Here is a 26,734-nt window from a genome sequence, read left to right on the forward strand (position 1 = left end):
TTCTTTAAGTTTTTGAGGAAAGTTAAGCCTCGCTTTAAAAAGATTATCTTAGAAATCTTCGATTTTTTCTTAATTAAACTTCAATTCTTTAAGTCCTTAATGGTTTAAAAAATTTAAAATCCACTGTACACGGAATCCCAATCTTTCATAACAGGATCGTAGCCTGCTTTTTTGATCATGATTTTAATCTCTTCCATGCTTCGTTCATCACTGGTTTCAAACTGTTCCAAAGATTCTTTATCTACAGCATAGCCTCCCGGGTTTGTTTTTGAGCCTGCACTCATCGCTGTAGCCCCCAGAGATACTATATTATTTCTGAAGACTTCATTTTCTCTGGTAGAAATGGAAATTTCAAGATCTTCATTCCAGATTCTGTAAGCACAAATGAGTTGAAGAAGGTCTTTATCTTCCATAATAAAATTGGGTTCAATGATTCCTTCTGCTGGTCTTAGCCTTGGAAAGGAAACAGAGAATTTACTTTTCCAGTACTGTTTCTGAAGATAATCTATGTGTAAGGCATTGAAAAAACTATCCACTCTCCAATCTTCAAGCCCAAGAAGGACTCCTAATCCGATTTTATGAATTCCAGCTCGTCCTATTCTGTCCGGAGTCTCCAGCCGAAAATGGAAATTTGATTTTTTACCTTTCGGATGATATTCTCTGTAAACATCCTGATGATAGGTTTCCTGGTAGACCAATACGGAATGTACTCCTTCCCCATGCAGCAATCTGTATTCTTCTTCCATTAAGGGTTGAACTTCAATGGAAATATTAGAGAAATGAGGTTTTAACTTACGGACAGCATTCTGAAAGTAAGGAACTCCCACAATCTTATTGGCTTCACCACTTACCAGCAATACATGATTCACTCCCATTGATTTCAATACTGATGCTTCTATCATAAGCTCCGTATCGGAAAGTGTTTTCCTTTTCAATTGATTGTCCAAACTGAATCCGCAATAGGTACAGATGTTCTGACATTCATTGCTGAGATACAACGGAGCATAAAGCTGAATGGTTTTTCCAAATCTCTTTTGGGTAAGCATCTGCGTCATTCTCGCCATGAGTTCCAGTTCATAGGAAGCGGCTGGTGAAAGCAAATTCAGAAAGTCATCAAGGCTTTTAGTCTTTTTCTGAAGACTGTTTCTAACATCAGCCAGGCTTACTTTTTCAAGCTTATTCTTTACTTCATCCCATTGATAACGTTCAAAAACATCTTTAAAGCTTTTCATAATTTTGATTTATTCAAACAAAAACGAAGTAAGCGGGCTTGAAGCTTCGGCATGGTTAGCAATTGCTCCCAGTCCTGATTCAAAAGCTCTTCTTCCTGCAATGACACCTTCTTTAAAAGCTAAAGCCATATTCAGCGGATTACCTGCAACAGCAATGGCTGTATTCACCAGAACAGCATCTGCTCCCATTTCCATGGCTTTTGCAGCATCTGATGGCGCTCCGATTCCCGCATCTACCACTACAGGAACATTACTCTGACTGATGATTATTTCCAGAAAGTCCTGGGTTCTTAATCCTTTATTTGTTCCGATGGGTGCTCCCAAAGGCATTACCACAGCTGTTCCGGCATCTTCAAGACGTTTGCACAAAACAGGATCGGCATGGATGTAAGGCATGACAACAAATCCCAGTTTGGCCAATTCTTCAGTTGCATATAAAGTTTCAATAGGATCCGGCAATAAATATTTAGGGTCCGGATGAATTTCCAGTTTTACCCAGTTTGTTTCCAGTGCTTCTCTGGCCAATTGTGCTGCCAATACGGCTTCTTTTGCGGTTCTGGCTCCGGAAGTATTAGGCAGAAGACGAACATTGGTTTCTCTTAATGAATCGAGCAGGTTCTCTTCACTGGATTGTGCATCAATTCTTTTTAATGCCATAGTCACCATATCGGTTTCTGATGCGATGACAGATTGTACCATATCACTCATACTTCCGAATTTTCCTGTTCCTAAAAACAGTCTTGATTCAAAGATTCTTCCTGCTATTTCTAATTTCTGATGGTTCATATCATTACTTTTTTTAATTCATTAATAATTGATGGTTGCTTTGTAATAAGCCCGGAAACGGCAACACCATAAATTCCGATCTCCTGTAACGGCAAAATATCTTCAAGCCCAACACTTCCGATTGCAACTATTTTAGGAATGTCAATTGATTTCTCTCTTAGCCCATTTATGATTTTCTGATATCCTTCAAACCCTAGAACAGGACTTAGTTTTTCTTTAGTTGTAGTAAATCTCAATGGTCCCAATCCGATATAATCACAAGATTCATTAATTCTCCGGATAACGTCTGAAAGCGTATTCGCTGTTCCACCAATGATTTTATTTTCACCTAAGATCAATCTTGCTTCTTCGATGGCACTGTCGTTCAATCCTAAATGCACACCATCCGCGTCAATTTCTTTCGCTATTTGTACATGATCATTGATGATGCAAACCGACTGATATTCTGAACAAAGTTGTTTTGATATTTCACAAAGACTGATCAATTCATTTTCAGGGGCATTTTTCCATCTTACCTGTATCCATTTAACTCCGTGATCCAGCGCTTTACGGATACAAAGTTCCTGCTCCTGGAGGGTATTTCCTTGTGATATGTATTGTAATTTTTCCATGTTTTCTATGAATGCGTTCCCAGCAAAGAGGGATTGCTTTTTAAAAATTTCTCGATGTATAATTTCCCATTCCGGCAGGCAGTTTCCATATTCTCACCTTTGGCGAGTTCTGCTGTAATGGCTGATGATAAAACACAGCCCGATCCATGTTTAGGGAAAAGTAGTTGACAGTCTTCTACTGGAAGTAAAAGAGTTTCTTTTTCATTTTCAACTAAAATATCCGTTCCTAAATGATCTTCTCTATGTCCTCCTTTGATCAGCAATGAGCATTTATTGGTATCCGGTAACAGATTATTTTCCTTTAAAACACTGTATTCATTATAATTGGGTGTTATCAAGCTGAGTTTATTAACCACAGGGTTTAATTGAGGAAGGGTTTTAAAGTCAAAAAAAGTGAATTCGGAAGTGCTTTTCAGAACGGGGTCCCAAACTATTTTTACTTCAGGATTGCCAATCTTTACCGTTTTTATAATTTCATCCAGAAATTCTGCATTTTTCACAATTCCGATTTTCACTGCTGAAACAGGATAATTTTCCATCAACACCTGAATTGCTTTTATCACTTCATCCAATAGACGCCATTCAAGACTAATACATTGGGAAGCAGTTTGCAATGTTAGTGCTGTACATACTCCCAGCCCCATCACTTTCGACTGTTCAAAGGTTTTACAATCTGATAATAAGCCTGCTCCACCACTTGGATCAAAGCCTGCTATACTTATGACATAAGGGCGTTCCTGCATTTTTCAAATACTTTTAAGGGTTTTTCACTTTCCCAAATGGCACCTAATAAAGCTGCTCCGTCTACATTTGCTTCGAAAACTTCATGAATATTATCCTGATCAATTCCTCCAAGAGCAATCAATTTCACATCCGGATTGTTCCGATGTTTTATTTCTTCCTGAATTGTTGAATTCAATCCATAACCTTTCTTTGATATACTTGGAAAGAACGGGCTTATAAATGCATATTCCCATTCTTTATCCAACGTATTGTAGGTTGTGATATCATGTACTGAAGTTGAAATATTATTTTCTCCTGCAAAAGATTTATATTTCCCTTGCTCTCGGTCAATCTCTCTGAAATGAAATCTTGAAATATTATATTCCTTTCCGAGATCGTAATGCGTATGCAGTACCAGCTGTGGATAGAAATCTTCATCAATCTGGGTAATAAATTCATTCATTTCATTCTGGCTGAGCCATGGTTTTCGGATATGAAGCAAATCAAGCCCTTCCTGAAACATGTGATTGATATGATCAGTTTCCTTTGGAACCATCAGCTCAGGAGTGATAACGAGGATCATATATAAATTTCTTTGCCTTTCTCAATGAATTCCTGTGATTTATCCAGCATTCCCTGTTCTGCAGATTCACGAATTTCCTGTGTAATTTTCATAGAACAGAATTTTGGCCCGCACATAGAACAGAAATGGGCAATTTTCGCTCCTTCTGCCGGTAGGGTTTCATCGTGATAAGCTCTTGCCGTTTCAGGATCTAATGAAAGATTGAACTGATCTTCCCATCTGAATTCAAATCTGGCTTTACTTAATGCATTGTCTCTGTATTGCGCACCAGGATGGCCTTTGGCAAGATCAGCCGCATGAGCCGCCAGTTTATAGGTAATTACCCCAACTTTTACATCATCTTTATTCGGAAGACCTAAATGTTCTTTCGGGGTTACATAGCAAAGCATTGCACATCCAAACCATCCGATCATGGCAGCCCCGATTCCGGAAGTAATATGATCATAACCCGGCGCAATATCAGTAGTCAGAGGGCCTAAGGTATAAAATGGAGCTTCATGGCATTCTTCCAGCTGCTTTTCCATATTTTCTTTGATCATATGCATCGGAACGTGACCGGGTCCTTCGATCATTACCTGTACATTGTGTTTCCATGCAATTTTTGTCAGTTCACCTAAAGTTTCCAGTTCTGCAAACTGAGCCGCATCATTGGCATCTGCAATGGATCCCGGACGAAGACCATCACCAAGAGAGAACGCAACGTCATACTTTTTCATGATCTCGCAGATCTCCTCAAAATGGGTGTACAGGAAACTTTCTTTATGATGGAATAAACACCATTTCGCCATAATAGATCCTCCTCTGGAAACAATTCCGGTCACTCTTTTTGCGGTTAAATGAATGTATCTCAATAAAACTCCTGCGTGGATCGTAAAGTAAGAAACTCCCTGTTCTGCCTGTTCAATCAGGGTATCTCTGAAGATTTCCCATGTCAGATCTTCCGGAACACCTTTCACTTTTTCCAGAGCCTGATAAATAGGAACAGTACCAATAGGAACCGGACTGTTTCTGATGATCCACTCTCTTGTTTCGTGAATATTTTTCCCTGTTGAAAGATCCATAATGGTATCAGCTCCCCATCGGCAGGCCCATACCGCTTTTTCTACTTCCTCTTCAATACTGGATGAAACAGCACTATTTCCAATATTCGCATTGATTTTTACAAGGAAATTTCTTCCGATGATCATCGGTTCACTTTCCGGGTGGTTGATGTTATTAGGAATAATAGCTCTTCCGGCAGCAATTTCATCCCTTACAAATTCCGGAGTGATTTTACTTTTAGGAGTATTAGCTCCAAAGCTATGTCCGGGATGCTGAAAAGCCATTTCTTTGGATACTGATTCCAGCTGTTCTATTCTTTGATTTTCCCTGATCGCCACATATTCCATTTCTGGAGTGATGATTCCCTGTTTTGCATAGTAAAGCTGTGTAACTTCTTTTCCTTCCTGTGCTACTTTAGGTTTATGATCGTAAGAAAACCTTAATTCATCAAGACGCGGATCTGCCAGACGGGCTTTTCCGTATTCTGAAGTGATGCCTTCCAGAATATTCACATCATTTCTGTCCAGAATCCATTGTTCTCTGATTCTTGGCAGTCCTTTCTGAATGTCAATAACTGCATTTTCATCAGTATAAGGTCCTGAAGTATCATAGATCGTTACCGGAGCATTATGTTCAAAGCCGCCATTGGTCAATTTCGTGGGGCTAAGCTGTATTTCACGCATTGCTACATTGATAGGATGTATTGTTCCTTCAACATAGATTTTCTTTGAGTTCGGAAATGGCGAACATGTAATGGAGTGAGCCATAAGTTTTTGGTATTAAATATAAGAATTAACCGCCCTGAGTGGCAGTAATGATTAAAACTGAATCGTTGTTGTTGAGAATGGTTTCCGCCCAGACTGACAGGGGAATAATGCGATTATTGAGGGCTACAGCAATGCCTTTCTTTTTTCCGGGCAGCTCAATAGCCAGTAATGCTTCCAGGTTGGCAGGAAGTACATCAAATGTTTTTCGGGTGTGGTTGATTATAAGTTCCATTCCTAATATTTTAAATATACTTTAGGAATGGCCGTTATTGTACAATAGAATGTACAGCAAAAGTCATCTACTTTTCCCTACGCTGGTATGATCCAGATCAGGTTCAAAGGGTAAAGTCTCAGTCTGTTGATACAGACACCCCTAAAGTTGGGAACGAAGTTAGACATTATTTTGAAATAAGCAAAATTGATTTTTGCTTATAATGAAAAAAGACTATCTCGGTTTTGAGACAGTCTTCATTTTTATTTTAAATAATTCTTTAGTAAAAAAGCTTCAGGCTTCCATTGGAATTATATTGATTAGTCCAATTTGATTGGCTCAGAAAAAATTCGGAGCTATAAGGTTGATACTCTTTTGAAATTCTTCTTTGAGGATTATTTTTTGATAATGAAAAGTAGAAATAGTCTTCAAAAATACCTAAATTCTTAAATGGATTTTGTGCAGAATCAAAGTTATCAAATGTAATTTCATTCGTAATGTAAGCATTAATATTATTATGCTTTTCAGTTTTAATTGCCTTTTCTAAATTTCCTGAGGTATTATAAATAAACTTTTCTACGTAGGTTAGAATATAATCTTGTGGATCAGTCGGATCGTATGGAACATTAGGATATTGAGTTAAGATCTCAATTAACTTTCCTGAAGCATCATAAGTATAGGTCAAATACTTATCCATATATGAATTATTAACCTGTGGAATAACTACTTTAATAATTCTACCCTGATTATCAAATTCAAATTTCCTTTCATTCAATTGAACATTAAATGACGGATCAGAGCTGTAAGTCTTCATAATTGCTGTATTTCCTGTATAGGTTACCGCTGTATAAACAGATTTTGAATAAGCATAAGGAAAACCAGTACTTCCGGAAAGTTCCAGTTTTCCTCCTATTTTTTTACTTATTCTTCCCTGAGAATCATATTCGAACATATAATTTTGTTCCAATCCATTAAAGACAGGTGACAAAACAGGATAATTCCACGATATTTTACTTGTATTTTCAGTAATCGTCTGTTGTGAATTATCAACTGGTAACTCATCATTGTCTGAACAAGATGCCATAACCAGCGATGTGGCTAATAAAAGTGATTTGAATTTCATGGTATAGTTTTATGATATGCTTATTCTTCACAAGCTCTCCAGATCGCATCATTTTGAGGCACTGGAGCTATGATTTCAATTTCTTCTTTGGTTACCGGGTGAATAAACTCCAGCTTTCTTGCATGAAGATTGATTCCTCCATCCGGGTTGGAACGTGGCGCACCATATTTCAGGTCACCTTTGATCGGAATTCCTGTTTTAGATAATTGTGCTCTAATCTGATGGTGTCTTCCGGTTTCAAGGTCAATTTCAAGCAGCAAATAATTGTCTAATGTTTTAATCACATTATACGTCAGAATGGCTTCTTTTGCGCCTTCAGTTGCCTTAGGAAAGACAATTGCTTTATTATTTTTTTCGTTTTTCTTTAAATAATGAACCAGTCTCTGGCTTTGCGGAATCATTTCTTTTCCTACAACCGCCCAATACGTTTTTTTTACCTCCCGGTTTTTCACCATCTGCGTAAGACGGGAAAGCGCTTTGGATGTTTTTGCATAGATCACCAGCCCGGAAGTTGGGCGGTCTATACGATGAACCAAGCCGAGAAAAACATTTCCCGGCTTAGCATCTCTTATTTTTATAAAGTTCTTGATGGATTCTAACAGTGATTCATCTCCGGTTTTATCACCCTGTACAAGCTGACCTACCTTTTTATTAATCACCATAAGATGATTGTCTTCATATATAATCTGCTCCTTCATACTTCTTGAGTCTATCTTCTTCTATTGGATAATGACAGGATAATCCCGGCCAGAAGTCCTACTGTTTTTACTGCAGAAAGTTTTGAATCTTCCGGAATAAATGCACCAAATACACAAATGGCAGCAGCAGCATACATGGCATAGACAAAATTCTTATTGGTAAGCAGTGGGGCCTGAATAAAGAAGCTCGCACCTATCAGAACATAAAATACTTTTCTTGAAAGCAAATGATTGATTTCCGGGGAAAATAAATTAAACCATCCCACAGCCAGACAGATCAAAGCTGCGATAGATAATATTCCCTGGATAGATTGTTGATTCTGCATAGATTAATAGCTTTCGTTTTCGTTTGGAAACTCTACGTTCTTCACATCTTTTACATATTGCGAAACGGCTCCTGTAATTTCTGTGTAAAGGTCAAGGTATCTTCTTAAGAATTTCGGACTAAAACCTTTGTTCATTCCTACCATATCATGATATACCAAAACCTGTCCGTCACAATCTGCTCCGGCCCCGATTCCGATAGTAGGAATAGAAATGCTTTCGGTTACTTTTTTCGCCAATTCTGCAGGTATTTTTTCCAACACAACAGAAAAACAGCCTAATTCTTCCAAAAGTTGTGCATCAGCAATCAGTTTTTCAGCTTCTGCCTCTTCTTTAGCTCTTACTTTATACGTTCCGAATTTATAGATGGACTGCGGTGTTAATCCCAAATGTCCCATCACTGGAATTCCGGCATTGATAATTTTCTTAATAGATTTGGAAATTTCTTTTCCGCCTTCAATTTTCACGGCATGGGCTCCACCTTCCTTCATCATTCTTACCGCAGACTCCAATGCTTTTTCAGGATTACTCTGATAAGTTCCGAAAGGTAAATCTGCTACCACCAAAGCTCTGTCGGTTCCTCTTACCACACTTTGAGCATGATAGATCATTTGATCCAGCGTAATAGGCAATGTAGTTTCAAAACCGGCCATTACATTCGCTGCAGAGTCTCCAATCAAAATAGCATCTACTCCACCTGCGTCTACCATTTTTGCCGTGGTGAAATCGTAGGCTGTAAGCATTGTTATTTTTTCCTTGTCGAATTTCATTTTACGCAAGGTTTCAGTCGTAACTTTTTTAATTTCAGAGTGAACAGACATAATTTATCTATTTTTAAAAGTTAAAAAGTCGGCCTTGAGCCGACTTAAGTTTTTGTATGATTTATAAAACTACGTGACCGAGTTTCATGAGTTTGTCGTGATTTAAAATCTTGATATTTCTTCCGTCTACTTCAATCAGACTATCCTGTTTGAATTCAGAAATCAGACGGATGGCACTTTCTGTAGCAGTACCGATAATATTGGCAATTTCTTCTCTCGTTAATGAGATCTTGATAAAGCCTTCAGGATCTACTCCCAGTTTCTGTTCCAGCAGCAAAAGAATTTCTGCCAATCTTTCTCTTACCGTTTTCTGTGCAAGGAAAGTAATGGTATTGGAAGATTCTCCTAATTCGTATGAAATTTTCTGAAGCATTACGAAAGACAACTGTGGATCTACTTCCAGAAGATACATAAAGATATCTGCGGGTAAGAATACACATTCAATATCTGTCATTGCTTCTGCTTTGGCCTGGAAATTTTCCCCGCAAAGCAAAGAACGATAGCCGATGATATCTCCTTCTTTGATAAATCTTAAAATCTGGTCCTTACCGAACGCTCCTGATTTCGAAAGTTTGGCAGCTCCTTTTTCCAGGACAAATACTCCTTTTGGAGTTTCCCCATCCTCGAAAATGGTTTCATGTTTCTGAAAACTCAGTTTCTTTTTGCCATTAATATATTTTTCAAAATCTGCGCTAGAAAGTCTTTCTTTAAATGATTTATCATTAAAAACTCTGGCGAACCTCTCTTCAATTGCTATCTGTTGTTCCTGCGGCATTTTATATGATATTTATCACAAAAATAGAACTTTTTAACGCGATAAACAAAAAAATTTGTTATAATTTTGTAGTTCAATATTTTATGGGGTGAGCGAGAACTGTTTTCATTGTGGTCAAGGGATAGAAAAAGAGAGAATTTTATTTGATGAAAAGACTTTCTGTTGTAATGGATGTAAATCTGTTTATGAAATTCTAAATTTAAATAATCTGAGCAATTTCTATGAGCTTAATAAAGGAGCGGGAATTCGTCCGAATGATGAAAACTCTTCTCAATTTGACTACTTAGATACACCTGAAATTTTTGAAAAAGTAACAGATTTCTCTGAAGGAAGCACCAGTCTTGTTACTTTCAAAATCCCTGTAATTCACTGTTCTTCTTGTATCTGGCTGTTGGAAAGCCTTCACACGTTAAATAAGCATATCAAATATTCGCAGGTTAATTTCACAAGAAAGACCTTACAGATTTCATTCAATCATAACGATATGAAATTAAGCGAACTAGCTAAATTTTTAACGAATCTGGGATATAAGCCGGTTATCAGCCTTGAAACGGCTGATAAAAATGAAGATCATCTTGACAAATCTTTATTAGTGAAATTTGCCATAGCAGCCTTTGCTTTTGGTAACGGGATGTTCCTTGCCTTTCCCGAATATATTGGTGGGGAAGATTATTGGATGGATCATTATAAAGGTTTATTCAGAACCTTGATCTTTCTTTTGGCAACACCTGTTGTTTTTTACTCAGCTTCAGATTATTATAAATCAGCATGGTATGGTTTAAAAAATAAGATTGTCAACATTGATGTTCCCATTGTCTTAGGAATTCTTGTTCTCTATGGAAGAAGTATCTACGAAGTGGTAACGGATTATGGACCAGGATATTTCGATACTCTTTGCGGACTTTTATTCTTTATGCTCCTTGGAAAAATTTTCCAAAAAAGAACCTACAGTGCTCTTTCCTATGACCGAGATTATAAGTCTTTCTATCCGATTGCCGTAACAAAGGTTGATTTCGAAGGAAAACAGGATAATATTCTCCTGTCAGAAATAAAAGTGGGCGATAGAATTCTGGTTAGGAATCAGGAAATCATTCCGGTAGATGCCATTCTGATCAACGGAGAAGGAAATATCGACAACAGTTTCATTACAGGAGAAAGTGAAAGTATCAGCAAGCAGCCTGGTGATAAGATTTTTGCCGGAGGAAAGCAGATAGGGTCGTCTCTGGAACTTGAAGTTATCAAAGATGTAGACCAGAGTTACCTTACTCAGCTTTGGAATAAAGAAGCATTCAAGAAACATGAGACCGGACTTGACACGCTGACGAACAACATCAGTAAATATTTCACATTCATTATTTTAGGTATTGCTATTGTTGCCGGAATTTATTGGGCCTTTATTGATTTAGAGAAGATGTTCCAGGTTATTTCTGCCATTCTGATCATTGCCTGTCCTTGTGCGCTCGCCTTGTCTGCACCATTCACTTTCGGACACATTATGAGAATTTTAGGTAGAAATAAGTTCTATGTAAAAGATACTTTAACGATTGAAAAAATCGCGAGACTTGACACCATTGTTTTTGATAAAACCGGAACGATCACTCACAGAAAAAAATCAAATATCAAATACGAAGGATCTGAGATCAATGAATTTGATTCTCTGAATATTAAAACGTTATTAAAAAATTCCAACCACCCGCTTTCAAAATCACTGTACGAATTTATTGAAGTAAATGATGAATATTTCCCTGTTGAGAAATTTGTTGAAATTTCAGGAAAAGGATATGAAGCCAGCGTGAGAGGAAATCTTTATAAAATTGGTTCTGCCCGCTACAACAACCAGGAGCCTAAAAACCTTGAAACAGCAGTTTACATCAGCAAAAACGGCGAATACTTAGGTAAATTTATCTTTAAAAATGAATACCGCCCGAAACTGAGAGAACTTTTCACAAAACTCACCCAATACAAAATATTTATCCTGAGTGGAGACAATTCCTCTGAAGAAAATCAGCTTAAAGAACTTATTCCAAACTATAAAGGAATGGCCTTTAATCAAAGCCCGGAAGACAAACTGAACTATATCAAATCCCTTCAGGATCAACACTTAAAAGTAGCGATGCTTGGAGATGGCCTTAATGATGCGGGAGCTTTAAAACAAAGTAACGTGGGGATTGCAATTGCTGATGATACAAACAGTTTTACCCCATCATCTGATGTCATTATGAACGGTGATAAAGTGGTTACCTTAGACAATTATCTGAACGTTTGTAAGGGCTCGATCACCATTGTGAAAATGACATTTATAATCAGTTTTCTATACAATATTGTGGGTTTAAGTTACGCTGTTACAGGACATATGCATCCGCTTTTCGCAGCAATCATTATGCCAATCAGTTCGATCACAGTGGTTACTTTTACTACAGTTTCAACATGGATTTTAGGTCGCAAATATTTCAAAAAACAGGCGTAAAAGCCCTTATTTAGACTGATTTTAAATTAGCTGAAATCGGCATTTCGTGATGAATGTCATTATTTTTCACTAAATTTGAACCCCGAAAATAGGTTAATTTTGTTGTCCAATGGATATTCTATATTTAATGATCCTCTGCAGTGTTTCTTTGGCTGCGATTTTCTTGGTCGTATTTATAGTGTATGCCCGAAAAGGACAGTTTGAAGATGATGAATCTCCTGCTGTCAGAATCCTTTTTGATGACGAAAAAGTCGAAGAAAAAGATGAAAGCGGCGACAAAAATAAAGACGAAAAAGAAATAGGAGAAAATAATAAAAATTGAGAAAAATAGTGAATAGTTGATATGGAAACACAGAAGTTTAGTTATGACAATAGTATTGTCCGTGCGTTCCTTTATGCGACCTTAGTTTTCGGTCTCATTGGATTTACGTTCGGGCTTACGGCGGCATTAATGCTTTTCTACCCGGAATTACCTGAATTCTTTTTCGGGACGGATGACACAACCATTAAAAGTTTGGCATCGGGTAATATTGAAGGGTTAATAAACACTCATGGTGCATTTGGTTTTGGTAGAATCAGAATGCTGCACACCAACACCGTAATCTTTGCATTCGTTTGTAACATCGTTTACACGGGTATTTATTACTCATTACAGAGATTATTAAAAACAAGAATGTACAGTGACACATTGTCTTGGCTACATTTCTGGACCTGGCAGTTTATGATCGTTGCTACGTTCGTTACATTCTTTATGGGGATCAACACCTCTAAGGAATATGCTGAACACGAGTGGCCGATCGACATATTGATTGCATTCTCATGGATCATTTTCGGTATCAATATGTTCCTGACTATTTCAAAGAGAAGAGTGAGACACCTTTATGTAGCCATCTGGTTCTACATTGGTACCTGGATTGCAGTAGCAATGCTTCACATCTTCAACAACCTTGAAGTACCTTTATCTTTCACAGGCTGGAAATCTTATTCAGCATATGCAGGGGTAAAAGATGCTATTGTACAGTGGTGGTATGGACACAATGCGGTTGCATTCGTATTGACAACTCCGGTTCTAGGTTTAATGTATTACTTCCTTCCGAAGGCTGCAGACAGACCGGTATTCTCTTATAAGCTGTCTATTATTCACTTCTGGTCATTAATTTTCGTATATATCTGGGCTGGTCCTCACCACCTTCAGTATACAGCTCTTCCAGCTTGGGCTCAGGCGGTAGGAACAGGTTTCTCTATCATGCTAATTGCACCATCCTGGGGAGGTATGTTAAATGGTCTTCTTACGTTAAGAGGAGCTTGGGATAAAGTAAGAGAAAATCCTATCCTTAAGTTCTTCGTAGTAGCTGTTACCTGTTATGGTATGGCAACGTTTGAAGGACCGCTTTTGGCAACTAAAAACATCAACAAAATTGGTCACTTTACAGACTGGGTTATCGGTCACGTACACTTAGGAGCTCTTGGATGGAATGGTTTCATGGCATTCGGGGTGATCTATTATCTGGTACCAATTATGTGGAGAACAAAACTTTGGTCTGTAAAATTAGCTAACTGGCATTTCTGGTTAGGTACTTTAGGAATTATTTTCTATGCAGTTCCAATGTATATTTCAGGATTCACACAAGGATTAATGTGGAAGCAGTTCAACCCGGATGGAACCTTATTATGGAAAAACTGGTTGGATACGGTAACGGCAATTATTCCTTACTTCAAAATGAGATTCGTAGGAGGTTTATTCTACATCTCAGGATCTATCCTGATGATTATTAACGTAATCGCAACAGTAAGAAAAGGATCATTCCAGAAAGAAGTTCCTGCTGAAGCACCAGCGTTGGCCAACATCAGCAAAAACAGAAAAGAAGGAGAAGGTACTCACCTTTGGCTGGAAAGAACTCCGGTATTATTAGGGATCCTATCTTTCATCACGATATCTATAGGTAGTTCAATTGAAATTATCCCAACACTATCTCTTAAGAAAAGTGTACCTACGATTTCTGCCGTGAAGCCTTATTCACCGCTGGAACTTGAAGGTAGAGATATCTATATCCGTGAAGGATGTAACGCTTGTCACTCTCAGATGATCAGACCGTTCAGAGATGAGATCACAAGATTCAACGGTAAAAACGGACAGTACTCCAAAGCTGGAGAATTCGTATACGACAGACCATTCCTATGGGGTTCTAAGAGAACAGGACCGGATTTACATAGAGAAGGTGGTAAAAACCCAAGTTCTTGGCACTACAAACACATGTATAATCCAAGATCTACCTCTGCAGGTTCTATCATGCCTCGTTACCCTTGGTTAATTGCTACTGACTTAGACAGAACTAAGATGGTAGACAAAATGAAGCTGATGAAAAATGTATTCGATGTACCTTATACTAAGGCTGAAATCGATTCTGCAGATAAATGGGCTAACAACCAATCGGCAAAAATTGTGAAAGATATCTTCTCTGAAGCTAATGACCTTAAGCAGGCTTATGCGAAGAGACCTCAGGGAGAACTAGAGAAAAAAGAAATTGTAGCTCTTATTTCTTATCTTCAGAGATTAGGTACGGATATCAAAACAACTGAAATCAAAACAGCAAGTAATAACTAAAAAACATTAAAAAGTTCATACTATGATTCCTCAGAACTTTAAAGATATATTATCCAATACTGAAAATGCTGGCTTCTACCAGACACTGGCTCTGATTTTCTTTATGCTGTTCTTCATAGCTTTAGTAATCTATGTTTTTAGCAGACCTAAAAAATATTACAAAGAAGAAGAAGAGGCACCGCTTGGGGATGATGAAGATGACGATTTTAATTTAAAAAATTAAACTATTTTTTATGAAACAAAGAACACCTGTTGTTATAAACATCTTAATAATAATCGGACTTTTAATAGTTTTTTATTATTTATTTGTACAGAGCTACGCGTTCCTTTCTTCACCTTACTTCTGGGGAACTGTTGTAATCGCTGGTATCCTGGCTTATATTCATGGAGCTATCGGAGACCTTATCGAGAACAACAAATTCAAAAAATTATCTCCTGAAGAAAAGGCAGCTTATTTAGCTGAAAAGAAAGTTCCTTATTTCAAAAGATTGTACCAAAGTGCATTCAAAAAGCAATCTGCTTCTGAAGAAAAGGATATCCTTATCGACCACGGTTTCGACGGAATCATGGAGTTGGATAACCAATTACCGAAATGGTGGGTAGGTTTATTCTATTTTGGGACCGCTTTTTGTATTGTATATATTGCAGCATACTCTTTCACAGACTTCGCTCACCCGTTAAGCGAATATGAAAAAGAATATAAAGAGCAGTTAGCAAGTATTGAAGAATATCAGAAAACTCAGCCTCCTGTAACCATTGAAACAGCTAAGTATTCAGCGGATAATATTGCAGAAGGTAAAGAATTATTCAAAACAAACTGTGCATCTTGTCATAAAGAAGACGGTAGTGGAGGTATCGGACCAAACCTTACTGATAACTACTGGATCAACCAGCCTGAGAAAACGTTATTTAAAAACGTATTCCATATGGACTGGAATGGTTCTCCTACTAACCCTGCCATGAGAGCATTCGGTAAAAACGGAGAAGTTTCAGGTGCGGAGATTGAGAAGATTGCTGCTTATGTATATCACATCAACCAGGAACAACCACCAGTGACTCCAGCTCAGGGAGGAGCAGCTCCTCAAGGAACTGAAGCACATTGGGAAAAAGAATAATTTAAAAAATTAGAAACATATGAAAAAAACATAATTTGTTATTAGATTAAAATAGTAACGAATTATGTTTTTTCTTTTTTAAAACCTATTACATATGTCAGACATAGAAGATATAGAAGTACGCGGCGGACAGGGACAGGTTCTGGACCCTGAGACTTACAGAGATTCTATAGGGACAATGGAGCAATCCGGAAAAAGAAGGTGGGTCTTTCCAAGAAAACCTAAAGGAAGGTACACCAACTATAGAAACATTGTAAGCTATCTACTATTAATTATTTATTTTACATTACCATTCATTAAAATCAATGGTAATCCACTATTATTGTTCAATGTCATAGACAGAGAATTTTTCATCTTTGGACAGCCCTTTTATCCACAGGACTTTTTTATCCTCACTTTAGGTGCTATTGCCTCTTTAATCTTTATTATTGTTTTTACGATTGCGTTCGGAAGAATTTTCTGCGGGTGGATTTGCCCTCAGACAATTTTTATGGAATCGATTTTCCGTAAAATCGAATACCTGATTGAAGGTGACAGAAATAAGCAAATGAAGCTGGACAGACAGGAATGGAACACCGAGAAGATCTGGAAGAGAAGTTTGAAATGGACTGTTTATATTATCATCTCACTGATCATTACCCACTTTATGTTCATGTATATCGTAGGATATGAAGAAGTATTTAAAATTGTTGGCGAAGGGCCATTTGCACATCCTACCAATTTTATTGTAATGATTCTTCTTACCGCAGCATTCTACTTTGTATTTGCGTGGTTCAGAGAGCAGGTTTGTACATTGGTTTGTCCTTACGGACGACTTCAGGGAGTATTGATTGATAAAGACACAATCAATGTTTTCTATGATTTCAAAAGAGGAGAAAACAGATCAAAATGGAGAAAAGGAGAAGACCGTAAAGCGGCAGGTAAAGGAGACTGTATAGATTGTCACCAGTGCGTAGTGGTATGCCCTACAGGAATTGATATCAGAGACGGTCAGCAGCTGGAGTGTATCAACTGTACTGCGTGTATTGATGCCTGTGATGAAGTCATGGAAAAAGTAGGTCTTCCAAAAGGATTGATCCGATATGCTTCCGAAAACGAAATTGAAAAAGAAACTCAATTTAAGTTTACAGGAAGAATGAAAGGATTTGCTGTATTTTTATTCCTTCTTGTAGGATTCTTAGGATACCTTCTTTACAGCCGTGGTGAGATGGAGGCTAAATTCATCAAGCCTGCAGGGAGCACATTCTTTGTAAGAGATGGTAAAATTACCAATACCTACAATTATACTTTCCTTAATAAAACGAACGATAAGAAGATCGTTACCATTAAAGTGATAGATCCTGCACATGGTGAAATCACGTATAGTGCATCAAGTAAGATTCAGGTTGACAGAGATAAAATTTCAAAAGGGACCATCAATATCAGTTTCCCTGAAAACGATATGAAGCTCTCTAAACAGAATATTACCATTGGTGTTTATGATATGAAAGGTAAACTGATAGATTCATACCAGACTTATTTTGAAGGACCTTTCAAACTGCAATTTTAATTAGAAAAAAAATGAAGAACTTTAGTTGGGGACATGGTGTTGTAATTGCACTATTAGCATTCATAGTTTTTATATTATCCATGATGTTTCTTTTTCCGAATGGTCAGAAGAATTCCGAAATGGTTACAGATAATTATTACGAAGAAGAGTTGAAATACCAGGATGTGATTGATGCCAAGAAAAAAGCAGATGATCTGCAGGAAAAACCTACATACAGCCAGGATACTAAGGGCATTACCATTACTTTTCCAAAAGAATATAATAACTCAAATACTACGGTAAAATTTGTTTTAAACAGAACCGACGACCAGAATTTAGATATCAAAAAATCTGTACAGCTTGACGCGGCCCAATCTTTTACAATTCCTGCACAGGTATTGAAAGTAGGAAACTACACCTTAAGATTAAGCTGGACTAAAGATAAAACAGACTACCGAATGGATTATGATGTGATATGGAAATAGGACTTATTGTATCGGCTATTGCTTTAGGCTTTGCTTCCGGTTTTCACTGTATCGGAATGTGTGGACCTATTGCATTATCGATGGGATTAACCAAAAAACAGGCTGCCAATTTCTATCTTCAGAACCTAACCTACCAATTCGGAAGAATTTTCACCTATTCTTTATTAGGTGCTCTTCTGGGAATTATCGGACAGGGATTTGAAATGGCAGGCTTTCAAAAATATCTTACTATTACTGCAGGGATTCTTTTGATCATTATGGCTGTATTTTCATTTGGGGGAAAAGATTTTGCTTCAAAAATTCCTTTTCTCTCTAAGTTTCTGTATAGCGTAAAAATGAATCTGGGAAAATTACTTCAGAAAGCAGATTACCGTTCAAGATTTACAACAGGCTTGTTAAATGGCTTTTTACCTTGTGGAATGGTTTATATGGCACTTACTGCCAGCCTGGCAGGAGGAGGAATATGGCAGGGAGCTCTATATATGGCTTTATTTGGTCTTGGAACACTTCCGTTCATGTTCGCTATAGTTTTGGCCGGAAATCTTATGAATCAGGCTTTCAGGGTAAAAGTTTTAAAAGCAGTTCCGGTGATCATGATTATTTTGGGAGGATTATTTATTCTAAGAGGGCTTGAGCTGGGAATTCCATATGTTTCCCCAAAAGCGGAAGCCATGACGATCATTAAAGATCCTAACGGGGCTGTTAACTGTCATTAATTTGTATTTGATAAACCATGAAAAAAACCATTGTCTTATTTCTGATAAGCCTTTTTACATTGCAATCCTGTAATATTAATACAGAAATAATCTACCATAAAGATGCGGCTTCATCTGTGATTACTGATATTGATACGAGGGAATTTATGGCTGAAATGCAGGCTATGACTCCAGATTCGTTACAGGATGAGAAGTTCAAGGATATGGACAAATTTCCGACAATCTGGACAAGTATGTATGATATGTTAAAGAAAGAAGGAAAACTGAAAACTGAAAATCAGGATACTATTAAAATCCTGAAAAAGTTTTTTCTGAAATCTGTAAAAGAAGACCATAAACCTGTTCCTATTGGCTATTCATTTAAAATGGATCATATCACGCCCAATGATTATGAATTAATTAAAAATTTTAATAAAGACGAAAAGCTGCCCTTTGATCAGAATGTACTCAATACCTGGGATGGAAAAACATTAACCATTAATACAGATTTTTTCAATGCAAAAAATATTGAAGAAGTTCTTCAATCTAAAGGTTCAAAAGAGGAAGCTCAGCAAGTGGAAGGAATGATGATGATGTTTTTCAAAAATATAGGAACAACATTAAAATTTGAAAGTAAAATAAAGTCTATCACAGGTAAACATGACTGGTTAAAACAGGTTGACGACTATTCCGTGAGAATCGTATATGATTTGAAAGCTCTATACGACAAAGATTCAAAACTCAAAAACGCAGATAAAAAGATTATCATTGTTACAGAATAAAATGATAAGGCCCGGACCACAGATCCGGGCCTTTATTTTTTCTTAAATGTGCTTAATTAGCAATTAACGTTGCTACAATAGAAGATTGTGAAGAATATGTATTCCAGGTAAATGTACCTGCATAAGCACCGGTAGTACCTCCAAATTTATAAACATCTTTTGCTACTATGTCAAAAGCATAGGCAGCTCCTTTGGTTACATTTATTTTACCAATAATAACTGTCGTTTCAGGGTTCATACCTGCAGAGGGATGTCCTATTGGTGTTGACATTCCATAAAATGTTTCAATACCATTAACCTTTATCACAATCTGAGTATTGGAAAAAACAAGACTTCCTGATCCGGAGGCCTCTCCCAATGCCGTATAAATATTAGCCTGGATAAGTAAAACACCATCAGCCGGAGCTGTATAATTATAATTGAGCCCTGGGATTGAATTAAATGCTGAAGAGCCATTCACACTCTTTCCGCTACTAAAAACATTGAAGCCAAGAGAAGTTTGACCACTAAGTCCCTGTAAAGAATTCCAGGTGGGTGCTGCTCCTGCACCGTGAGACATCAAGACCTGTCCCGCTGATCCTGCAGATCCTGCTGTTCTGGCATCTCCTCCTACATTGAATTCGTTGGTAATCTGTAACGATCCATTAACATGTAATGATTTTTGTGGCGTATCCGTTTTAATCCCAACTTGTCCATATAACGTTAATGACAGTAGAAATCCTACGAAAATTAAATTTTTCTTCATTTGTTTGTGTTTATTTTTAATATTAATAAAGTATTGGTAAATATTCCTTAAATAAAAATTTCGTCGACCTATCAATGATCTGGCAAAACTAAATAAACGAATAAAAAAAACATAATTTAATTCTCATTAACTTGAATAATTGCTAAAACCCCAATGATAATCGATTAATGAAATAATAAAATAAACAGTATATCTAAAAATTTAGAATAAAAAACTCGAAAGGAAAAGCCAGTACAAGAACTAATGGCTAAACAATTATCTACGAAGATTTTAAAATAAAAAAACCACCGGAATGGTGGTCTTTTTTATCTTAAAACATGATTGGTTAATTAATTACATCAAATCTTGCATATTCTGCAATCTTTTTAGGAAGCTTAATTCCTTCTGCTGTTTGGTTATTCTCCAGCAATGCAGCCATAATTCTTGGTAACGCCATTGCTGATCCGTTTAAGGTGTGAACCAGCTGAGATTTACCATCTCCTTTATAACGGCATTTTAATCTGTTGGCCTGGAATGTTTCAAAGTTCGACACTGAGCTTACTTCCAGCCACATTTCCTGAGCAGCACTCCATACTTCAAAATCATAAGTCATTGCAGATGCAAAACCTGTATCGCCACCGCAAAGTCTTAATACTCTGAACGGAAGCTCAAGATCTGTAAGGATTTCTTTGATATGCTCTACCATTTCTTCCAAAACAGCATAAGAATTTTCAGGTTTTTCAATTCTTACAATTTCTACTTTTTCGAACTGGTGAAGACGGTTCAATCCTCTTACGTGAGCTCCATAGCTTCCGGCTTCTCTTCTGTAACATTGAGAGAATGCCGTATTTTTGATGGGAAGGTCTTTCTCATCAAGCAATACATCACGGTACAGATTCGTTACAGGAACTTCAGCCGTAGGAATAAGATATAATTTATCTTCGTTGATATAATACATCTGCCCTTCTTTATCCGGCAGCTGTCCGGTTCCAAAACCAGATGCCTCATTCACAACGTGAGGAGGATTTACTTCCGTATATCCTTTTTCTACGTTTTTATCTAAGAAATACTGAACCAAAGCTCTCTGCAATCTTGCTCCTTTCCCTAAATAAACAGGGAAACCAGCTCCGGCAATTTTAACCCCTAATTCAAAATCAATAAGGTTGTATTTTTTTGCCAGTTCCCAGTGAGGAATAGCTCCTTCACCAAGCCCTTCCACCGGATGAGACTGGAAAATCATTTCATTATCATCAGCAGAAGCTCCGCTCTTTACCAATTCATTGGGAATGTTCGGAAGTTGGTACAGAATATTCAGCAGGTCGTTTTCTTTAACTTCTAACTGGGATTTCAATTCTGAGCTCGACTCTTTGTATTGTGCTGTTTTAGATTTTGCAGATTCCGCTTCTTCTTTTTTCCCCTCTTTCATCAAAAGACCGATTTCTTTCGAAATTTTGTTGATTTCGGAAAGTTGGGAATCTAGTTCAAACTGGATTCTTTTTCTTTCGTCGTCGGCAGCGATAGCCTCGTCCACCAACTCAAGATTTTTGAATTGTCTTTTCTTAAGACCTTCTAAAACGCGTTCTTTATTGTCGCGCAAAAAATTGACTTGTAACATTTTATTTAGATGTTAAATATTAGATGTTTAGCTTATAATAAGCTAACAATTGTACAAATTTAAAAATTATTTTGTGATCGTAACGGTATTTATCGAAGTTGGTGCATCAGCATCTTTAGAAAATACCGGAACCCTGTTATACAAAACCTTTGAAACCTGGAATACTGTTGGTGTATTACGATACTGAATTTCCAAAGTATCAATCACATTTTCAGCAACATTAGTACTCTTTGTATAGGTAATCTGCATTCTGGAAAAATAGGAAGTTCCTGTTCCCGGATTATCAGGACTGATAGAATCCAGTCTTCTTCTTTTTGCTCCTGCCAGATAATCCATATAAAACAATGAATCGGTTGTCATCCTTAATGATATACTTACCGGAGAATTATCTTTATTTCCAAAAATATCATTCACCGAATATCCCGTAAAAGATCCGGCTTTCTTACTGTTCAAAAGATCCTGGCCAGCACTGTTTTTCACATAGATATTAAGAGCCTGATCTATTCTCTGCAAAGAATCATCATCACTTTTACAACCTATAAGTGCAAAAACCGCAACCAGTATACTCCAAAAATATTTCATCATAAATACAAAGGTAAAATATTAATCTATAGACTCCTTCTTTATTCTTCAAAATATTTCTGATACCATAACTCAAAGGTAACCAGCTGCCATATTTTTACCCAATCATATTCATGTTCCTGATGATTCCACCATTCATCAATCACTGCGGTATTGAAGAAGTTTCTCTTTTTTAAACTTTCAAGAATATCAGTAATAAAATCTCTTAGTCTTTTTTCGTTTTTAATGAAATAACCGACAGGAAATGAAAATCCTTTCTTAGGCATATTCAAAACGGATTCAGGAAGATATTTTTCAGCTGTTTTACGCAGCAATGGCTTGTTCTGAGTTCCATTAAACCTAATATTTTCGGGAAGGGCTGATACATAATCTATCAGGCTGTTACTCAGATATGGGTAGCGGAATTCTACGCTGTATTTCATTGCGCTCATATCATCCCGGAAAACGTGGTGAGAAGACAATGAATACTTCATATCATATTCAAAATACCCTGAATAATTTTTGGTTTCTGAAAGATGATATTTTGAAAGATTAGTCTCAATTTTGTTATAAATATGAGGATTAATAAGACTTTTAGCTTCCACGGGCATCATACTGCTCTGACTTTGTCTGAAAAAATCAAACATATAATCCTGAGAGAAATAATTTTTTACTCTTTGCGAAAACTTATCTTTCGTAAAGATAAAAGGGCTTATAAAATTAAAATTTCTCATCAGAAGCCATCTTTTCAGCTTCAATGTATGGGAATAGCCAGCAAAAAGTTCATCAGCTCCGTTTCCGCTTAAGACTACTTTAAAGTCTTTATCGTGTGCATATTTTGCAGCGTTGATTAACACTTCAAAACTGCTGTAAGGTTCTTCAAAGTGTTGGATATTCTCTTTAAGATTTTCCAAAGCTTCTTCATCACTTACTTTTTTAATCTCATGTGAAACATCAAAATGTCTGGCAGCCACGGATGCATTTTTCACTTCTTCTTCAGAAAATGGATAAGATATCGTGTACGTGTTAATATCAGCATTGAAAAACATTGATTTCGAAGCAATTAAGGTAGAATCTATTCCTCCGCTCATCATCACTGCTACAGGAACATCTGCATACAACTGTTCTGAAATACTTTCAGAAAGCAGAGCATCTATTGTTCTTACCGCTTCTTCTTCTGAAATATCTTTTGAAAGCAGCGAAGGCAATTCCCAAAATTTTTCTTTGGTGATCTTATGATCCTTTAAATCAACAGTCATTAAAGAAGCGGGCTCCAGAGAGAAAATATGCTGAAAACAGGTTTGCGGAGCCAATGTTGTCTGAAAAAGGAAATTAGTATACACCCCATTCCAGTTGATTTCAGGCTTTACCAATTCATTCTTCAGTAATGCTTTTATTTCTGAAGACCAAACCAATCCCTGTTCGTTCTGATGATAAAAAAGCGGCTTCATTCCTACCCTGTCTCTTGCCAGGATAAGTTTTTGCAAGATCAGATCCACAATACAAATGGCAAACATTCCATCCAGCTTTGCAAAAGCAGAATTTCCCCATTCCTGATAAGCTATGAGAATAACTTCAGTATCAGAACTGCTGTGAAAAGAATGTCCCAAAGACTCAAGTTCTGTTCTTAATTTTTTAAAATTATAAATCTCTCCGTTAAAGGTAATTATGATCTGTTCATTTTCTGACAGCATGGGCTGATGTCCTTTTTCAGAAAGATCAATAATGGATAATCTTCGGAAACCCAAAGCAATAGCTGAATTTTTCTCGCTTAAAACCGGAAACTGTTCTTTAATTTTTTGTGTGGAATCATTCCCTGAAAAAGAAACTCCCTGGTCGGCATTGCAGAGCCAGAACCCTTCATCATCCGGCCCGCGGTGTCTGATTACCCGATTCATTTCCAGAATATTTGTAGAGGAAATACTTTTATGAAATGAATAATAACCACTGATTCCGCACATAGTAAAGAGTTAATAGATCTGTAAAAATAGGAAAATGACTTTATTTTGTAGCTGTGTATGAAATAATTATTTCTTTAAAAATTTTTGTTTTAAAAGCTGTATCTCTTCTCTTGTGATCATATAATCTTTCAAAATAAACGGAGTGGAATTGTAAAATTTTCTGAACAACAGGAATGCAGAAACAAAATAGGATGATGTAGTTGCAATACAGGCTCCTAAAATACCCCATCTGGGTATCGCTATGAAAGACAATACAATGGTAACCACCAGACCCACAATTGATTTGATATTAAGGATTTTAAGCTCGCGCATTCCTGAAAAGTAGTGTCCCACCATATCACTTATAGCAATGGCAAAAATTCCCGGTGATAGAAGGAGCATTATTTCTTTGGTATCACTGAATTCTTTCCCGAAGATCATCACATATACCTGAGAGGGTATCATAATGATTCCCAGGACGAAACCTGTCATCAGAAAAAAAGTCAGCTTTAAAGATTCTTTGGTTTTTTCTATTGATTCTTTCTTGCTTCTACTGTTGACTACATCTGAGTATAAAATCACAGCGATACTGCGCGTAATGGTCCATATAGCTTCCGAAAAAGTAACGCCGATGGAAAATATTCCAACGCTGGCAATACCATCAAAATATTCTAAAAAATAAAATGAAAGTCTGTAATTCAAAAACTGGACAAAGGCACTCAATTGCGTTTTCCAGCCATATTCAAACATGTTTCTGCCCACATCTTTACAAAATGATATTTCAGAAATAGTACATTTTTTTATGATCTGAAAAAAACTGGTGAGAAAGAGCAAGGCGAGACATCCAATCTGGGCAAGAAAATACACTGAAACATCTTTTTTGCCGAACATATATACCAGTATTCCTAAGAAGATAATATGTACAAGCTGTTGTAAAACAGTATAAAGATTGAACTTTTTAATATTCTGTGTTCCAATAAACAGGCTGATATTGGTGGATAATAGTGAAGAGAAAACAGAAATTCCGATAAGATAGAATAGATATTCCCCCTGAATAGAAGCAATACTGAATAAGAACGGGATTAAAAGACCCGTCAGGAGAGACCACAGATAGGCATACAATAAAACCTTCTCTATTTTAAACCTTGACGCGAAATAAGAAGCACTGCTTCCGGAAAAGATACTGCTGAAAAAACTTACTGCAGCAGCATTGGCCACCACAATAGAAATGGTTCCTTTTCCCTCACTTCCCCACATATTCGTAGAATAGATCACCAGCCCGAAGCTGAGGATCAGAATAAGAAAACGTGAGACAAATGTTTTAATAATAGTAAGCTGCATGGCGATTATGGATCAATAGATTTTTTTACAAAATCAACGAAGATATCTTTTATAATTTCCCAGTTATATTTTCCTTTAAACTCTTTTTGTGCATTGAGAGCATGGGATTGATACAGCTCCGGATTCCTGATATAATTGATGATAATATCCGAGATGGCTTCAGCATCATGAGGATCAGCCAGACTTCCAAACGAAAGCTTCCCCATATGCTTCCTGATTCCTTTCAAATCTGAATAAATCACTGGTTTTCCCGCTCCCATAAAATAGAACAGTTTTATGGGCAGTGAATGATTGTTTTCAAAGTTAATTTCCCGAAGATCAAAACAAAGATCAGCCTCTGCAAAGGCTTTTGTAAATGTTTCAAAATTAGTAGGCTTTCTGATCTCGACGTCATCAAAAGCATATTTCTGCAATAATGATGAAAAGTAGAGCTTATCGCTTTCCTGTACAGTTGAACCAATAATCAGAATCCTGATGTGTAGTGCCAGCAGTTTCTTCCGCAGCCTGTCTATTGCCCTGAAGAAATTCTCAATTCCTTTGTCTTTGGAAATCTGACCTGTGTAACATAGTGTGATGCTTCCGGGAGTGAGTTCTTTTATATTTTCATGAATGTAAACAGGATCCGGATAATACGGCAGAATCATTTGCTTTTTAAATCCAAAAAAATAAGCTAAAGGGAACTTCTTTGTTGTTTCACCAAAAATAAAATGGGTACTTAAAAATCCTGCATACAACTGAATAAGAGAAAACTTTAATGCCTGAAAAATCTTAACAGGAAAGCGGTATTTTTGAAGCATTGACATGGAAGGATACCATTCCGTAATGTCATAAATACAGCTTATTTTATATTCTTTTACAAATTTCTTTACTGCTGCAATAGCCAGAGGTTCAGAGCCAATGATACAATCCGGACGATAGGCACTGCAAACTTTCCGGAAAGTTTCCATTTTTGTGTCTATACTTTCTTCAAGAACGGCAAAAGATTCTACTTCAATCCCATCCATAAAACCTTTATACTCTGCATATAAACTGCATATTTTTACTTCAAACCCATTATCTCTAAGAGCCTTTGCCTGATGATAAAAAATGCGGTCATCATTATAGCTGTGTGAGGTCGTTAAAAAAAGTACTTTAGGCATGAGTGTCTGCTCGAATCTTTACAAATATACATTAAAACAAAA

At 36.8% G+C, this 26,734-nt stretch carries 27 protein-coding genes and 1 riboswitch; of the genes, 9 read left to right on the forward strand and 18 right to left on the reverse strand.

What is annotated here, in order from left to right; all coding sequences use genetic code 11:
* Nucleotides 1–113: 113 nt before the first annotated feature.
* The 12 genes from thiH to J2786_RS20320 all read right to left on the reverse strand — a co-directional run bounded on the left by thiH (nt 114) and on the right by J2786_RS20320 (nt 9,695).
* Nucleotides 114–1,232 carry a 2-iminoacetate synthase ThiH gene (gene thiH / locus J2786_RS20265; protein ID WP_047428893.1) on the reverse strand — a complete coding sequence of 373 codons (1,119 nt, stop codon included), beginning with the start codon at nt 1,230–1,232 and terminating at the stop codon, nt 114–116.
* Nucleotides 1,233–1,241: 9 nt separating this feature from the next.
* On the reverse strand, nt 1,242–2,018 hold the full coding sequence (locus tag J2786_RS20270) for a thiazole synthase (protein WP_047428891.1): 777 nt from the start codon (nt 2,016–2,018) through the stop codon (nt 1,242–1,244).
* Complete coding sequence (locus J2786_RS20275; RefSeq protein WP_047428890.1) at nt 2,015–2,629, reverse strand: thiamine phosphate synthase; 615 nt, start codon at nt 2,627–2,629, stop codon at nt 2,015–2,017. Before J2786_RS20275 ends, J2786_RS20270 begins: the two co-directional genes overlap by 4 nt.
* Before the next feature lie 5 nt (nt 2,630–2,634).
* Nucleotides 2,635–3,372 (reverse strand): hydroxymethylpyrimidine/phosphomethylpyrimidine kinase, encoded by a 738-nt coding sequence (locus tag J2786_RS20280; RefSeq protein WP_047428889.1) that lies wholly within the window; start codon nt 3,370–3,372, stop codon nt 2,635–2,637.
* Nucleotides 3,348–3,935 carry a thiamine phosphate synthase gene (locus J2786_RS20285; protein ID WP_047428888.1) on the reverse strand — a complete coding sequence of 196 codons (588 nt, stop codon included), beginning with the start codon at nt 3,933–3,935 and terminating at the stop codon, nt 3,348–3,350. The genes J2786_RS20280 and J2786_RS20285 overlap by 25 nt, the downstream gene beginning before the upstream one ends.
* A complete protein-coding gene (gene thiC, locus J2786_RS20290; RefSeq protein WP_047428887.1) occupies nt 3,932–5,743 on the reverse strand; it encodes a phosphomethylpyrimidine synthase ThiC in 1,812 nt (603 codons plus the stop codon). Before thiC ends, J2786_RS20285 begins: the two co-directional genes overlap by 4 nt.
* A 25-nt stretch (nt 5,744–5,768) precedes the next feature.
* Nucleotides 5,769–5,975 carry a sulfur carrier protein ThiS gene (gene thiS / locus J2786_RS20295; protein ID WP_047377339.1) on the reverse strand — a complete coding sequence of 69 codons (207 nt, stop codon included), beginning with the start codon at nt 5,973–5,975 and terminating at the stop codon, nt 5,769–5,771.
* A gap of 57 nt (nt 5,976–6,032) precedes the next feature.
* Nucleotides 6,033–6,128: riboswitch (TPP riboswitch) on the reverse strand.
* A gap of 106 nt (nt 6,129–6,234) precedes the next feature.
* Nucleotides 6,235–7,077, reverse strand: coding sequence for a hypothetical protein (locus J2786_RS20300; RefSeq protein WP_047428886.1), 843 nt, complete (start codon nt 7,075–7,077; stop codon nt 6,235–6,237).
* A 20-nt stretch (nt 7,078–7,097) separates the two neighbouring features.
* Nucleotides 7,098–7,775, reverse strand: a complete 678-nt coding sequence (locus J2786_RS20305) for an RluA family pseudouridine synthase (protein ID WP_047428885.1) — start codon at nt 7,773–7,775, stop codon at nt 7,098–7,100.
* Between the two features lie 11 nt (nt 7,776–7,786).
* Nucleotides 7,787–8,101 carry a hypothetical protein gene (locus tag J2786_RS20310; RefSeq protein ID WP_047428884.1) on the reverse strand — a complete coding sequence of 105 codons (315 nt, stop codon included), beginning with the start codon at nt 8,099–8,101 and terminating at the stop codon, nt 7,787–7,789.
* 3 nt (nt 8,102–8,104) lie between these two features.
* A complete protein-coding gene (gene panB / locus J2786_RS20315) occupies nt 8,105–8,920 on the reverse strand; it encodes a 3-methyl-2-oxobutanoate hydroxymethyltransferase (protein WP_047381678.1) in 816 nt (271 codons plus the stop codon).
* 61 nt (nt 8,921–8,981) lie between these two features.
* A complete protein-coding gene (locus J2786_RS20320; protein ID WP_047424695.1) occupies nt 8,982–9,695 on the reverse strand; it encodes a Crp/Fnr family transcriptional regulator in 714 nt (237 codons plus the stop codon).
* A gap of 88 nt (nt 9,696–9,783) precedes the next feature.
* On the opposite strand from J2786_RS20320, the gene J2786_RS20325 reads away from it, so the two are divergent.
* From J2786_RS20325 to J2786_RS20365, 9 genes are all read left to right on the forward strand, one after another.
* Nucleotides 9,784–12,162, forward strand: a complete 2,379-nt coding sequence (locus J2786_RS20325; RefSeq protein ID WP_047428883.1) for a heavy metal translocating P-type ATPase — start codon at nt 9,784–9,786, stop codon at nt 12,160–12,162.
* Nucleotides 12,163–12,271: 109 nt separating this feature from the next.
* Complete coding sequence (gene ccoS / locus J2786_RS20330) at nt 12,272–12,484, forward strand: cbb3-type cytochrome oxidase assembly protein CcoS (protein ID WP_142018862.1); 213 nt, start codon at nt 12,272–12,274, stop codon at nt 12,482–12,484.
* 21 nt (nt 12,485–12,505) lie between these two features.
* Nucleotides 12,506–14,767, forward strand: coding sequence for a cytochrome-c oxidase, cbb3-type subunit I (ccoN, locus tag J2786_RS20335; RefSeq protein WP_047428881.1), 2,262 nt, complete (start codon nt 12,506–12,508; stop codon nt 14,765–14,767).
* A gap of 22 nt (nt 14,768–14,789) precedes the next feature.
* Nucleotides 14,790–14,990 (forward strand): cbb3-type cytochrome oxidase subunit 3, encoded by a 201-nt coding sequence (locus tag J2786_RS20340; protein WP_002983870.1) that lies wholly within the window; start codon nt 14,790–14,792, stop codon nt 14,988–14,990.
* A 10-nt stretch (nt 14,991–15,000) separates the two neighbouring features.
* On the forward strand, nt 15,001–15,882 hold the full coding sequence (locus J2786_RS20345; RefSeq protein ID WP_047428880.1) for a cbb3-type cytochrome c oxidase N-terminal domain-containing protein: 882 nt from the start codon (nt 15,001–15,003) through the stop codon (nt 15,880–15,882).
* Between the two features lie 94 nt (nt 15,883–15,976).
* The gene (gene ccoG / locus J2786_RS20350; protein WP_047428879.1) at nt 15,977–17,431 is read left to right on the forward strand and encodes a cytochrome c oxidase accessory protein CcoG; all 1,455 of its coding nucleotides are present in this window, start codon (nt 15,977–15,979) and stop codon (nt 17,429–17,431) included.
* Nucleotides 17,432–17,442: 11 nt separating this feature from the next.
* Entirely contained in the window at nt 17,443–17,895 is a 453-nt protein-coding gene (locus J2786_RS20355; RefSeq protein ID WP_047428878.1) for a FixH family protein, read from the forward strand.
* The gene (locus J2786_RS20360; RefSeq protein ID WP_047428877.1) at nt 17,886–18,611 is read left to right on the forward strand and encodes a sulfite exporter TauE/SafE family protein; all 726 of its coding nucleotides are present in this window, start codon (nt 17,886–17,888) and stop codon (nt 18,609–18,611) included. The genes J2786_RS20355 and J2786_RS20360 overlap by 10 nt, the downstream gene beginning before the upstream one ends.
* Nucleotides 18,612–18,628: 17 nt before the next feature.
* Nucleotides 18,629–19,372, forward strand: coding sequence for a hypothetical protein (locus J2786_RS20365; RefSeq protein ID WP_047428876.1), 744 nt, complete (start codon nt 18,629–18,631; stop codon nt 19,370–19,372).
* Between the two features lie 52 nt (nt 19,373–19,424).
* Here the strand turns inward: J2786_RS20365 and J2786_RS20370 are convergent, their stop codons facing one another.
* The 6 genes from J2786_RS20370 to J2786_RS20395 all read right to left on the reverse strand — a co-directional run bounded on the left by J2786_RS20370 (nt 19,425) and on the right by J2786_RS20395 (nt 26,692).
* On the reverse strand, nt 19,425–20,117 hold the full coding sequence (locus J2786_RS20370; RefSeq protein ID WP_047428875.1) for a hypothetical protein: 693 nt from the start codon (nt 20,115–20,117) through the stop codon (nt 19,425–19,427).
* A gap of 325 nt (nt 20,118–20,442) precedes the next feature.
* The gene (serS, locus tag J2786_RS20375; protein ID WP_047428874.1) at nt 20,443–21,711 is read right to left on the reverse strand and encodes a serine--tRNA ligase; all 1,269 of its coding nucleotides are present in this window, start codon (nt 21,709–21,711) and stop codon (nt 20,443–20,445) included.
* A gap of 66 nt (nt 21,712–21,777) precedes the next feature.
* A complete protein-coding gene (locus tag J2786_RS20380) occupies nt 21,778–22,296 on the reverse strand; it encodes a hypothetical protein (protein ID WP_047428873.1) in 519 nt (172 codons plus the stop codon).
* 38 nt (nt 22,297–22,334) lie between these two features.
* Nucleotides 22,335–24,233 carry an asparagine synthase (glutamine-hydrolyzing) gene (gene asnB / locus J2786_RS20385; protein ID WP_047428872.1) on the reverse strand — a complete coding sequence of 633 codons (1,899 nt, stop codon included), beginning with the start codon at nt 24,231–24,233 and terminating at the stop codon, nt 22,335–22,337.
* 66 nt (nt 24,234–24,299) lie between these two features.
* Nucleotides 24,300–25,553 (reverse strand): lipopolysaccharide biosynthesis protein, encoded by a 1,254-nt coding sequence (locus J2786_RS20390; RefSeq protein WP_047428870.1) that lies wholly within the window; start codon nt 25,551–25,553, stop codon nt 24,300–24,302.
* 5 nt (nt 25,554–25,558) lie between these two features.
* Nucleotides 25,559–26,692, reverse strand: coding sequence for a glycosyltransferase (locus J2786_RS20395; RefSeq protein WP_047428868.1), 1,134 nt, complete (start codon nt 26,690–26,692; stop codon nt 25,559–25,561).
* Nucleotides 26,693–26,734: the final 42 nt, after the last annotated feature.

The sequence above is a fragment of the Chryseobacterium vietnamense genome (genome assembly GCF_031454475.1).
Taxonomy (GTDB): Bacteria; Bacteroidota; Bacteroidia; order Flavobacteriales; family Weeksellaceae; genus Chryseobacterium; species Chryseobacterium vietnamense.